Raw genomic sequence first — 12,694 nt, 5'->3', positions numbered from 1 at the left:
AATATAACAGAGGAGGGCGTTATATAGACTCGACTTGACATTATAAAATTAGATAACACTATGGGAGCTATGGTGGAATCGTCATGCAGAACTTGGTCCATTGGTCTTGCTAAGCTCTCTCAGGATCGCGACGGTGGGATATATTTCACTTATTTGATCGTCGGGCTCGATGGTTTGAGTGTGCCACGAACCTGCGACCTGAGTTTCATTCGAGATGACACGGGTTTAGCTTGGAGCTCTCGTCGTACCGCGCGGGATGCGCTTCTGACGGTGCAGGACGACTTGGCCGGGCGGCGCTGCTATGGAACACACGTTTGTACGCCGCCCAGCTTCAGACACTGGATCCAGCTGGCCGGGTTTCGGCCAAATTTTGACTTCCGAGGCATCACATGGGGCCATCCGACGGAGGAGTTGACGATCAATCTTCCATCGGGCGCGCAGATCGAAGCGAAAGATCTGCCGAGCCTGGCCGATATCAAGCGCGACGAGGCGGCAGGGGTCTTCCTATTGCGGTGGGCGTCGAAAGTTCACGAGGCGGCTGCTTATCTCACAGCTTTCCAGCGTTCCGGCAGCTAAGCAAATTCGGGGCTGTCCGGTGACAAACGGTCGGGAATGTCGTTCGCTAGCGCGGACGCGACCTACCGTGATCGCGTTTGCGCCATGCTGCGTGCAATCATATATGCTTGTGGAGGGCAATTCAGGCTGGTCGCGGCAGCAGCTTCGGAGCTGCGGGGCGCGCGATGTTCGACGCCTCCAGGCTCTCGACGATGCCCTTGAGCGCATTGTAACGCTGGCGCTTGGCATCGCCGCGACCAGCCATCACGCGCAGGCCAACGCCTGCTGGCAGTGCGATCCACCAGGTGTTCGTCGCGAGCAGCAGACTCTTGGCGGCGGCGCCGGCAATCGTCGCCTTGGCCGCGCGTTCGCCGAAGATGACGCCGCGCTCTTCCCAGCTGACGCGGGTCTTGCTGAACGCTGAGAACGCGATCAACGCCAGCCCGAGCGCGGAGGGCACGAAGTCGCTTGCGCCGACGTGCTGCCCGATACCCGCCGCTGTCTCGACTTTTTGCTGGAGCGCAGCTTCGGCAATGCCACTGTCAGTGACATGCTCGGCCGAGAGACCTAGCGCCATCAGATGGCCGTGGACCTCGGAGGTCGTGGTGATATCGATATTCGGATAGCGCTCCAGCGCCTCCTTGACATAACTGGCGGACTCGGTCGCCTTTGCCTGGATCTCGTGCACAATATCGCCATGGGCATCGCGCACCAGAATGTCATAACCCGGCTGCGTCGCCGAGTTGGCGAGTTCGGCATGAAGCCCATCAGTCAACGAGCCGTTGAGCTGGTCCACCAGTTCCATTTCGAAAAGCTTGCCCTTCACGCTGTTGACCAGGCCAATCAGGTCCTCCGTTGGCACGCGCGACACGGTATGAGCGAAAGTCTCCCCGGCAGCCGTCAGCCCCGGATAGGCAAGCGCAAAGGCCTGTTGCACTTCAGACGGCACATTATCGGGATGGCGCAGAATGTCGGCCAGCGAGACGCCACCGATAACCAACAGGTCCAGCAGGGTATCGCGCCGGTGGAGCAGGCGCGCCAAGTTGATCCGCTTCAATTCGTCATGCGCCTGTTCGCGGGCTCTGGCGCCGGCGCGCAGAAGCCGCTGCTCTATCGCATCGAAATCCGCTTGAGTTAGCGCAAAAGAATCAACCGCGCCCGATACCGTGCCAATAGTGCCAACGATCATGCCGCCGGTCGCCGCACCGACCGTCGGCGATGCCCGCCGGGTGGCGCTGCCGAGGCCGTCGATGGACCGTCCGAGCAGATGGACGAGGTCGATGGCGGAATCCGCAGCAACGTCGATCAGCTTCTCGCCAGCGTTCTTGGCGGACCGCAATCCTTTGCGCTTCTGCCCGAACGCGGCAGCCTTTTCCGCCAGCACCCTCCCCGCAGTCTCGGAAGCGTGCCCAGCCCAATCAAGCGCCTCGCGCGTGGAACCCGCGATGCCATCGCGCCGCTCTTCCATGAACTTGGCCGCACCGTCGAGCGCATCACCACTTGCTTTGAGTGCTTTTCCGGCCGCCGCCTTTGCCTTGCCTATCCTGTCGCCCCTCATCAAGCCCCACCTCTGTTCTCCCCCGCGATAGCCGCTGGCTCTGTTTTAACAAGCGAGATTAGTCTAACAAACAAGGCTGTTTGAGTGATGGTTGAAAACAGCACCCCCTGATTGTTGAGCAACTAAATTCGATCAAGCCGCCGTCCTTGCTACGGGACCGTACAAGGGCAAGACCATGATCTTCGGCGCCGAAGATGGCCGGGCTGTCGAAGATGAATGACATTTGCACTAATTCAAGCTAAATACTGTCGCTTGAATTAGTGGAAAACCGATCGGTATTTTGGCAGCAGGTGATCAAGAATGCTCGTGGCACCGGAAGATCCAGCCTGCGAGACCATCCAAGTACCTGTTCTCAAGGTATTCGATGGAGACGGCTTTCTCGCGAGGATCCACAATCTCCGGCGCGACAGTAGTCACGAGGTGGCAATCCGTCTTGGGTTCATCGACGCTCCTGAAATGGGACAGCCCGGAGGTAGAGAAGCACGGGACTTCCTAGTTTCCTTGATTGGCGGGAAGTCGGTCGAGCTCGTCGTTTTGTTGAAGATGGACACTGGCGGGATCGTCGATCGTCACGGCCGAATTGTTGCCGTGCCCTATCTCCTAGCCGACGGTATGGACGATCAAGGTCAATCGCGATCGATGATTGGCCCGTTTCTAGGAGGCTGGGCGTCTCCAGCCTACCGAAACATCGAGCTGGAGATGGTTCTCAATGGCTGGGCATGGGTCCTGGATCGCTACGACCCGGACCCTCGATACTTCGACGCTTTGAGCGATGCCCAGAAAAATCGCCGAGGGATCTGGGCATTCGAAAACAACGAGCATCCGTGGGAGTTCAAAAGGCGCAGATATAATGCCCGGCAGGCCGAGCCGAAGGCGCGTCCCGCGCCAGACCTTTTTGCTTCGCAAGGGAAGCAGGTGGCCTGCCCTACGGATGGTTGCAGTGGGAAATTGGTTGAGCGAAGTGGCCGGTACGGTAGGTTCGTTGGCTGCTCAAATTTCCCCGGATGCCGGTACTCGAGGGATATTGCAGACTAGCCCCCGACCAATCGATCCCGGCCCATGGCGCCCCCGCTGGAGAAGTTCACTGACGACCTGTGAGCAAGTGATTTCTGCCTGCCCTCGCTACTAGCATACATTGGCGAAGGCGGGCATAGTCGCGGGATGGCACTCGAACCCCGGGCTCCTCGATTGGCAGTCTTGATCGACGCCGACAACGCATCCTCCAAAATCGCTCAGGGACTGTTTGAGGAGATTGCCAAAATCGGCGAAGCGAGCGTGCGCCGCATCTATGGCGATTTCTCGGGCCCCAGGCTCAAGAGTTGGGCCGACATTCTATCAACGCATGCAATCATGCCTCACCAGAACTTTGCTTACACGTCGGGGAAGAATGCGTCGGATATCGCGCTGGTCATCGACGCGATGGACCTCCTTCATAGCGGCCGCTTTGATGGTTTCTGCCTGGTCTCATCGGATAGCGACTTTACTCGCCTGGCTGCTCGCATTCGCGAGCAAGGGGTCGACGTCTACGGTTTTGGCGAGCAAAAAACTCCCGAGAGTTTTCGTCAGGCTTGCCGTCGTTTCATCTACACCGAGAACCTGCTGCCTGAGGCGCCAGCGCCCGATAAGCCGGACAAACCCGATGCTCGCCCCGCATCGTTGACGCGTCCGTCGAAGGAAGCGACCCCGTTGATCAAGACCGCGATGGCTCAACTCGATGATGATGGCGAAGGTTGGGTTGCACTTGGTGGCGTGGGTCAGAGATTGGCAGTTTTGAATTCGGACTTCGATCCACGTTCCTACGGTTTTGCCAAACTCGGCGACCTGGTCGAGAAAACGGGCGCATTTGAAATCGATCGCGCCCGCGGCCGCGGAGTTTATATTCGCTTGAAGCCTGCACGCGGTGCGGGGCGCAAGTGAGCCAGCGTCCGCCGACATGTCGATCATTCGCAACTGGAGTTTCCGAGTGTGAAAGCAGTCGATCGGGCAGAATCCCTCTCGCCTGCCGTCCGCTCATCCATGACAGCATATGCGCGCAGTTTTGGAGCAGGCGCCTACGGGTCGGGGGTTGCTGGGCGGTTTTCGCTGGCACGACCGTCCACGACGGTAATGCCTTTGGCATGCGCGCGCTCCGAGGCTTCGCGCGCGGCCTTCTTGAAGGCAGGGTCGATGACGTCGATCATCTTTTTCAGGTCGCCAATGGCGCCTCAAAGATGTTCATCCGCTTCCCTCGACAAGTGACTGCGTGTGAGCCTGGATCGGTGGCTTATCCTAGCATAATCGCTTGGGCAGCAAACGTTAGGTTGAGGTCGCTGACGAGGGTGATGCAGTGGACGGCGACTTTCCTATCCACTGCATCAAAATCGACGCAGAATCGTACTAGTGATAATGTACGCTATCGCTAGTACGCTTGACGATTGGCCGGTTAAAAGGCATCCCAACGGCATGAGCGCCCTCGTCGAAATTTTTGCCGCCGGGGCGCCATCGGTCGATGCGGCTGTGCTCGACGCGGCGCGGCGGGCGATGAGCGCGAATTCGTGGCGGGCACTGCGGGCGGACCTACGCGTCTTCAGCGACTGGGCGACGCGTGTCGGTGTCGCGACACTGCCGGCTTCGCCCGAAACAGTGGCAGGTTTTCTCCAAGCTCAAGCGCAAGCTGGGAAGAAGGCGGCAACCCTGGCGCGCTACGCGAGCTCGATCGCGCGCGCGCATGCTTTCGCCAATCAACCCGATCCGACGCGAACCGAACTCGTGCGTCTCGAGCTCAAGGCCCAGCGGCGCGCTCTTGGGGTGCGTCAGCGTCAGGCGAAGGGGCTGCGCTTCCGGGGTGAAGTGGCGGATCCCCTTGCGGCGGCCGGGCCGCTGGGAGTCTGCGTTGAAGCGATGCTCGCTGCCGTGCCCGAAACGATGCAGGGCATTCGTGACCGCGCGGTGCTCAGTCTGGCGTTTGACACCGGTCTTCGCCGCAGCGAGATCGTGGCAGTCCACTGGGCCCATATCGAGAAAGGAAACGCAGGCGCTGGCCGTCTGTTCGTGCCGCGATCCAAAGCCGACCAGGAAGGTGCCGGCGCCTACGCATATCTGTCGGCAAGGACCATGGAGGCTTTGGCGGCATGGCGTCATGCCGGTGAAGGCAAGGACGGGCCCATATTCCTCCGGCTCCACCGGACGCGCGATCGGCAAGGCCAGGACATCTGGACTCCCGGCCAGGCGCTCAGCGCCCAGTCGGTGACGCTTATATATAGAGCCATGCTCGACACCGCGCGGGAAGTCGGGTTGCTGGGTGCGATTACCGAGGCCGATTTCGACCATTGGCGCCAAAGCCTCACCGCTCACTCCACTCGCGTCGGCCTGACACAGGATTTGTTTGCCGCCGGTCAGGATCTCGCCGGCATCATGCAAGCGCTCAGATGGAAAAGCCCAGCGCAGCCCGCTCGTTACGCGCAGGCGCTGGCCGTGGAGGCGAACGCGGCGGCGAAGGTGGTTGGAAGGCTCTAAGTGACCCGCGACGCAAGCCGGTAGAAGCGCCGTCAGCGTCAGGCTTGCGACACAGCCCATCACTGAGAAGCACACTGCTCCAAGGCTTGCCATCGCCCTCCGTCGCGAAAGCATTGGCCGGTTCGCCCCATGTACGGGCGGCACGAGCCTTTTACCCGAAGGATGGGCAAGGGCTTCGACGACCAATGTGCCACCAATGGAAGTGACATTTCAAACGGCGAACCGGTCCTTCCCGGCGGCATTCGTACGGGAACTTGCCACTACGCCGGGAGAAGCGCGGGGGACGTGACGATTGTCCTGAACTCCTCCGCCGCCTCTCTTACCTGAGGCCACAGATGAGCAGGAGTACCAAGAATGGACCAGAACTTGGGCTCGTTGAGCTCCGTCCTGCGAACCATTGTCGATACCTCTTTCTCTCCGGCCGTTGGCGCGATCTTCGCCATGCGCTGCGTGATGAAGCCCCAGAACCACAGATCATCCCAGAGCGTCGGCCACCGACTGCTTTGCAGACCGTACTCCCGGATCACGCCGTTGATCTTGGTGAAGCTGGGCGATCCTAATCCGATTTCCGTGAAGATGTGCAGAATCACGCGGTCGACGGGGACCATCAGGAAATCCTCAGAGGAAATCGTAAAATCGTGAAGGAAGCTCAGGTCCTTGTTGACGTCCAGCGTGTGGATATCAACAATTGACTTTACGAATAGCGCAGCAGTTTTGCCCCCGAAACCCTTCGCGTGGGTAAGCGCCGTCCACATTTCATCCAATACAGACCGCTTCGCCTTGGGCCTCTTTTTTTCCGGGTCGGCAATCAGCCAAAGCGCAGAGGCGAGGTCTTCGATAGTTTCGATACGTTCAAAGTGCTCATAGTTTTCATGCAGCGACTGCCAGGTCTCCCCCAGGTCGTCCAACGAACCGGATGCCTGAGTGTTAGCCTTGGAATGCAGAAGCGAAACCAGCTTGCTGGCCGTGTCCGGCCAAGGCAGCACGTCCCGGCGATAGGCTGCATGCTGCACTGTCTCGTTAAAATGCCGGTTGCGCAGGAGGAAATGGAAGATTTCCGCCAGTTTGCCGGCAAGTTCATGTGCCCCCTTTACATCGTGAAGTACCATCGATTCAGAACTTTCCTTTACAGCATGCCCAGCGTCAGTTCGCCGCTGTGGGTCCAGAAGATCCCCGTCGCTTTCACCGGCCCGGCACCGACCCGCTCCACCGCCTGCGCATAGGTGGCAAGCTGAGGCCAATAGGTGGCGTAGCGGAGCGCGGGATTGGGGACAGGGCCGCTCTTGTGGTCGACGATCATGAAGCCGCCGGGGCCCTGAGCGAGGAGATCAATGATCGCAGTTTGCACGGTGCCGTCGCCCAGCGCGATGTCGAGCGGCTGCTCGACATGGAGTGTGGGATAGCCGCGCTGCGCAAGCGCTGCTCGCAGGGCTTCGGCCTGCTCGGCAAGCGTTGCCACCTCAGCCCCGCTCACGCGGCAATGCGCGGCGACAGCATCGGCGCGATCGGGGCGCTGGAGCAGAATGCGCAAGCCTTCATGCAGCGCTGTGCCCTTTTCGGTGGCCCGCGTCAGCGTCGTGCCGCGCAGTTCGATCCCGGTGGCAAGCTGCAGCGTCTGCAGATCGGCCGGCAGGGGCAGCACCGTGGTGAGCGCGAGCGACGGCGCGACGATTGCACCGGGCATCGCCCGCACAGTCTGCTCCAGCGCGTGACGCGGAGCGCGTAGGGCGGCGGAGAGCGGCTCGTCCGCCGCGTCGAATGCGGGTGGCATCTCGTCATCGCCCAGCGTGATGCGCGCGGAGAAGGTCCGGCCGCCGATCGAAACGGTATTGTCACCGGGCATCATCGCGCATTCCCCGGTCAGGATACGGATCGGTGTCAGCTCGTCCTCCTTCGGCTTGCTGGGGGACTTGGGCCATTCAATTACAAGCCGATCACGGGCACGGGTGAATGCTACGTAGAGCAGCCGGCGCGTGTCCTCGCGGGCATCCTCCAGCCAGCGCGCACGCGCGCGTTCCAGCGCCTCGGGAGCCGCATAGTCCGGCACACAGGAGAGGCGCGCGGTCCCGAGGATAGCCTCGAAGTCGTCGAACTGCGGGATCTCGGCGCGCAATTCACCGGCGCGAGGGGTGCGATCTTCGTTGAGCGAACAGACCACGACGAGCGGCCATTCGCGGCCTTTCGAGCCGTGCCAGGTCAGCACCTCGATCCCATCGGCGTCGCTTCCGCTGGCGGCGGGCCGGCCATCGTCCTGTCCGAGCGCGCGCGCCTCGAGCCAGCCCGCAAACACCGCCATGCCGCGACCGTGGAAGCCAGCGGCCTCGAGCGTGGACGTCTCGGTCCGGGTGAAGGCCAGGGCCTCGGCCTCGAGCCGCTGGAGATCGGCACGCATCTGCGCCGGATCGGAGAGGCGATCACACCAGCCATACAAGTCCAACGCCTCAATGACCCGTGCCACCAGCGCATCGACCGGCCAGTTGCCGCTCTCGCGATGCAGCGCCGCGAGGGCTTCGACATCGTCGTGAGCGATCATGGCGCTGTCCGCCAGCGCGCGCAGAGCCTCTGCGAAAGGCATGGCCGACGGGCCGAGGCTGGCCACGCAAAGCGCGGCGTGACGATCGCCCGGATCGGCGACGAAGCGCAGGGCAAAGACTGCTGCGGCGACCACTGGGCTCTGCCACCAGCCCGTCTCGTTTAGGCGGACCGGTAGCCCGAGGCTGCGCAGGGCATCGGCATATCTCGCGCACTTGGCCTTGGTCAGGCACAAGACGGCAATGTCGCGCGCCTCGAGCGGACGCATGACATTGCTGTGGCGATCCTCGACCATCATTTCTCCATTGCCGAGTAGCTGGGCAATGCGATCGGCCACAATGTGCCAGGGCCGCGCCGGATTGGGATCGTCGCGTCGCCCCGTCCTTTCGCCCACATTCTGCAGAATCACCTCGAGCGCATTTTGGCCCGTGGCCTTGCGGGTCGGCTCAAGCGCGGAGTAGCGACCGGGAAAGAGCCCAGTGCCCACGGCATTGACGAAATCCATGATCGGCGGGACCGAACGCCAGTTCTGGCCCAAAGGATCGCCGGGATAGCGGCGGGACAATTCCTCAGCGAGGCGCGGATCGGCGCCCTGGAAGCCCATGATCGCCTGCTTGGTATCCCCCACGATCAGAGTGCGGGGCGCGCGCGCGGCCAGATGCCACAGGAAGGCAAACTGGATGGGGTTGGTGTCTTGGAATTCGTCGATGATGACACAATCGATCTGATTGAGCACCGCATTCAGCACGTCGGGCTTTTCGGCGAGCATCTGCGCGGCGTTGGTCACCATATCGTCGTAGTCGATCACGCCCAGTTCACGCTTGCGGCGGGCATAGTCGGCCATGACGGCTTGCCCGCCCAGGACAAGCGCGCGGACATGGGCAACCGCCTCCTCCAGCGGTCCCGGCAGCGAGGGCAGTGCCTCGGCGGCGGCCATCACCACCTCGGCCATAGCGTCATAGCCTTCCGGCGTCGAAACGGCGCGACCGGACAGGCGCAACTTGCGTACCGCCTGCCATTGCCGCCAGTCATGACGCCCCTCCATCAGCGAACCGCGAAGCGCACGTAAGGCCACGAAATTCTTTCGGAACTCGGCGCGGGCGCTTTCCGACCAACCCGGATCCGACAGCGCAGCAGGGAAGGCCGCCAGCAGGCTGACAACCCCGCGGCGCAGGGCCATCGCCGCATTGGCATCGTTCCCGCTGACGGGGCCATAACCCTCGCGCACGAAGGCTTCCGCATGATCGGCCAGGACCGGATCGGTGCCGCGCTGCCCGAGCCGGCGTAGCAGGCCGACAACGCCAAGGATCGTCTTGCGGAAACTGTCTTCCGCGCTGCTGTCGTTGCCGAACGAATAGCTGTAGCCGTACGCGGCAAGGTTGCGGGCCATTTCCGCAAGGCCCGGCTCTTTCTCTAAACTGCGGCGCAGCAGCAGGTCCTGCTCTCCCTCCTCGATCAGGCGCAGTTGCGGCGAGGCACCGTCCGCCAAAGCGTGCTCGACTAAGAGCCGCTGGCCGAGCGCATGGATTGTGGTGACGTAGGCCTGCTCGAGCGCGAGCGCGGCGGCGATGTCGCCTTCCGCGAGCAGCGCGCTACGAATGCGTTCGCGCAGCTCATTCGCGGCGGCCTCGGTGAAGGTCACAGCGAGGATGCGGTCGGGCCGGACGGTCCCGTCGCGCACCAAACCGGCGAGCGTTTCCTTGATGTGGTAGGTCTTGCCCGCACCGGCGCCGGCGGGAACGATGGCAATATCAGTCATCGGTGGCCTCCTCGACAAAGGCGGAAGGGATCACGTCGTCGCGCATGAAGGCGCGAATTAGCGGGCTTTCGTCGAAGGCGTAGGTTCCAAGGCCGAGAGTCTTGGCGAAATGCTTTTCGTCGGCGCGGGAGTTGGTCTCGATCTGCCCTGCGCGCAGGGCTTGGAAACGCAGTGACAGCTGCGCCATCGCACGCGTAGAGATGTCCTCGGCAAACAGTTCGACATTGCCGCCCGCCTGCCCTGCGAGGCCGTTCACCAGCACGGCGCCGTCGTTCATCGTGTGGTAGGCAACGCCGGTCTTGCCGGCCGCTGCGGCCAGTAGCGGACGTGCAGGGTTTGGTTCTTCATTGTCGTCACGAGCAGGCTTCAGCTGCATCCGGCGATAGAGCTCTACCTGCAGGTCGGACTGTTTCTCTAGTCGCTTGCGCCGCCCACCCGACGAACTCTTCTTATGGTCCACGATCACCAACTGCCCATCTCCGAGGCGAAGCAGGGTATCAGCCTTGCCGTGAATGGGATGACCCAACACCTCGCCTTCGAGCCAGAACTCATTCGAGACGATCTCGCCGGCCCAATCGCGCAGGGTCTGTGCCCAGGCGAGCGAAGATTTGAGGATGTCGCTTTCCAGCGCCTCCCGCTCCATGCACCATTCGGGTGCGGCAAGGAATGGCGCGTCCTGCGCGATTGCTGCTTCCAGCGATCCTGGCACGGCCGCACGGATCGTAGCATCGTCCGGCACCGGCACACCCGGCTCGAACAGGCGCTCGAACACGCCATGCGCAAGCGTTCCGCGCATCAACACGTCCATCGTTTCAGGCTGCCAGCTCACATGAGCGGCATCGAGTTCTTCAAGCGCCCAAGCGAGCGGGCTAACCAACAGCTTCTCAAGCCGACTCGGGCTTTGCGGCAAGGGGAAGCCCTCGGTCCCGCGGCGCAGCTGGAGGAGATCACGGTCCAGCGCAAAGTGGGCGGGGACGGCGACGCGCATCTCCTGCTTGTACTCTGGCGGGTCGCGCCAATCGATGAGCCGGTCCCAGGCGGTTCCCCCCGGCTGCGCGAGGGGATCGACCAGATCCTCAAGTGCCTTGAGGCCGTCGACCAGCCTTGTCATTAGCGCGAGCGAGGAAGCGGGGAACAGCGGCTTGCCCATGCCATCGCGCTCGCTGCAGAGGACCACGAGTTCCTCCTCCACGCTGCACAGCTGGCGGCGCAAGCGCTCGAGCGCGCGGTTGTGCAACAACCGACGCGAAGGCAAGGCAAGACCGGTAGCCGCCTCGATCGCGTCGATCTCACTGTCGAGGAAGATCGGATTGCGCGGAGCGGGTGGGGGATAGATCCCCTCGTTGAAGCCAAGCACGAGAACTTTGCGGAACCGCCGCCGGGGCAACTCGCGCGCATGGAGCACACTGACGGCATCCGGATAACGGGGGCCGCGCGCAAGGCATTCGACGCGGTGTTCGGCAGCCTGCATAATTAGGCCGTCCCAGTCTGGCGCAACATCTTCGTCCACAGCCTTCAGGCGCTTGATGAGGGTGGCAAGATGTCCCTTGGCCTCGAACAGATCCGGATTGTCTTCGCCGGCCTTGAACGCGAGCAGCTTTTGCAGGGCAAACAGCCGCCCGCACAGCGCCTTGTTAGTAGCGGGCTCACGCTGATCGAACAGGTCGAGCAGTTCCCTGCCCGTCTGATTAAGCACGATCCCCGCATCGGGACGGCGCCCCAGAATAATCGCGCGGGCCATTCGCGCGCCAAGCCCTTCGGCTTCACCCCAGGGCAGGATCGGCGAGGCGAAGAGCGAAGCGCGTGCCATCACCGGTGCAGGCTGCCGGCAACACAGAAGGAATAAGTGAATCGTCTCCGCACCCACGTTACGCCCACCCGATGCGGCGGGAAGGGTCGACAGCACCACCCCACTGCGACGTGCGAGCGCCCCGAGCTGGGCTGCATGGGCGCTGCCATCGGGCAGGAACAGACCGATGTCGCCCGCATCGAGCGATGGGTCAGCATTTAGCCAGCGCTGAATGATCGCCAGCGCGGCCTCACATTCGGTGAGGCTGTCGCGCACCGACAGGACAGCGAAGCTGTCATCGTGACTGCAAGTCTTAGCGGATGTGCCCAGCAGGTGGCGCTGGATGTGCCCGGCCAACCTGCCCGCATCCGCCGCGGGCGCGCGCCGTTCGCCGACGAGACGCAGGTAATCGGGATCGTCGAGGGTTGCACAGGTATGATGCTCGGCAAGGCGTGCCAGGACCTTGCGCTCAAGCGCCGAAAGCCAAAGCCCCTCGGGCTCCCCCACTAGCGTGATATGCTGCAATGCATCGTTCGCACCGCAGCTTAGGAAATCGCGTAGAATGCTAAGGTCGGAGGGCAAAACCTCGGGATGACTGCGCCACAGCTCAAGCAACGCGTCGAGATGCAGCCGCGCCCGCCCAGCCCCCGTCAGAGCACCAGTGTCGATGGCCTGCGGATCGAGATCAGGCGTTGCTAGCATCACACTGCGAAGCATTGCCCCCACAGCCATCGTCGTCTCGCGCGGGGCTACTTGCAAGCTAGCGCTCCAAGGCCAGGTCCTCACGCTAGCGCGTAACACCGCTTCCAGATCGGGCTCATCATGGTGAGGAAGCGCATAGAGACTGGAAAGCAGCGCTGCGTTCAGCGGCAGCGTGCCGGCAAGCGGAGCTGTGCCAATTCTCGCATAACAATCTTCAAACACCGCCACCCCCTTTCCTACTGAAATTCGCAAGCTTTTCGGCCTACTCCTTCACTCACCCTATGGGACCGTTTTGCGACAATTC

9 protein-coding genes are annotated in these 12,694 nt (G+C 62.2%); 4 read left to right on the top strand and 5 right to left on the bottom strand.

Translation table 11 applies throughout. The features are described from left to right. The first annotated feature begins 153 nt into the window (after positions 1–153). Entirely contained in the window at positions 154–576 is a 423-nt protein-coding gene (locus KRR38_RS31430) for a hypothetical protein (RefSeq protein ID WP_217407754.1), read from the top strand. Between the two features lie 121 nt (positions 577–697). On the opposite strand, the gene KRR38_RS31425 is transcribed toward KRR38_RS31430, so the two are convergent. Then, positions 698–2,023, bottom strand: coding sequence for a hypothetical protein (locus KRR38_RS31425; protein WP_254515804.1), 1,326 nt, complete (start codon positions 2,021–2,023; stop codon positions 698–700). Positions 2,024–2,413: 390 nt separating this feature from the next. Here KRR38_RS31425 and KRR38_RS31420 point away from each other — a divergent pair, with 390 nt between their 5' ends. Both KRR38_RS31420 and KRR38_RS31415 read left to right on the top strand, forming a co-directional pair. After that, positions 2,414–3,148 carry a topoisomerase DNA-binding C4 zinc finger domain-containing protein gene (locus tag KRR38_RS31420; RefSeq protein WP_217407752.1) on the top strand — a complete coding sequence of 245 codons (735 nt, stop codon included), beginning with the start codon at positions 2,414–2,416 and terminating at the stop codon, positions 3,146–3,148. 126 nt (positions 3,149–3,274) lie between these two features. Continuing rightward, positions 3,275–4,030 (top strand): NYN domain-containing protein, encoded by a 756-nt coding sequence (locus tag KRR38_RS31415; protein ID WP_217407751.1) that lies wholly within the window; start codon positions 3,275–3,277, stop codon positions 4,028–4,030. Between the two features lie 134 nt (positions 4,031–4,164). On the opposite strand, the gene KRR38_RS37150 is transcribed toward KRR38_RS31415, so the two are convergent. Beyond that, positions 4,165–4,293: a hypothetical protein gene (locus KRR38_RS37150; RefSeq protein WP_256449645.1), complete on the bottom strand. Its 129-nt coding sequence runs from the start codon at positions 4,291–4,293 to the stop codon at positions 4,165–4,167. Positions 4,294–4,555: 262 nt separating this feature from the next. Between KRR38_RS37150 and KRR38_RS31410 the strand changes: the two genes are divergently transcribed. Continuing rightward, the gene (locus tag KRR38_RS31410) at positions 4,556–5,608 is read left to right on the top strand and encodes a tyrosine-type recombinase/integrase (RefSeq protein WP_217407750.1); all 1,053 of its coding nucleotides are present in this window, start codon (positions 4,556–4,558) and stop codon (positions 5,606–5,608) included. A 260-nt stretch (positions 5,609–5,868) separates the two neighbouring features. On the opposite strand, the gene KRR38_RS31405 is transcribed toward KRR38_RS31410, so the two are convergent. Genes KRR38_RS31405 through KRR38_RS37545 form a run of 3 tightly spaced genes read right to left on the bottom strand, consistent with a single transcriptional unit; the run spans position 5,869 to position 12,618 of the window. Then, a complete protein-coding gene (locus KRR38_RS31405; protein WP_217407749.1) occupies positions 5,869–6,717 on the bottom strand; it encodes a hypothetical protein in 849 nt (282 codons plus the stop codon). A 17-nt stretch (positions 6,718–6,734) separates the two neighbouring features. Continuing rightward, the gene (locus KRR38_RS31400) at positions 6,735–9,899 is read right to left on the bottom strand and encodes an exodeoxyribonuclease V subunit beta (RefSeq protein WP_217407748.1); all 3,165 of its coding nucleotides are present in this window, start codon (positions 9,897–9,899) and stop codon (positions 6,735–6,737) included. Next, complete coding sequence (locus tag KRR38_RS37545; protein ID WP_217407747.1) at positions 9,892–12,618, bottom strand: PD-(D/E)XK nuclease family protein; 2,727 nt, start codon at positions 12,616–12,618, stop codon at positions 9,892–9,894. The genes KRR38_RS31400 and KRR38_RS37545 overlap by 8 nt, the downstream gene beginning before the upstream one ends. Between the last annotated feature and the right edge of the window lie 76 nt (positions 12,619–12,694).

This window comes from Novosphingobium sp. G106 (assembly GCF_019075875.1).
GTDB lineage: Bacteria > Pseudomonadota > Alphaproteobacteria > Sphingomonadales > Sphingomonadaceae > Novosphingobium.
This window is presented reverse-complemented; position numbering and strand designations above follow the sequence as displayed.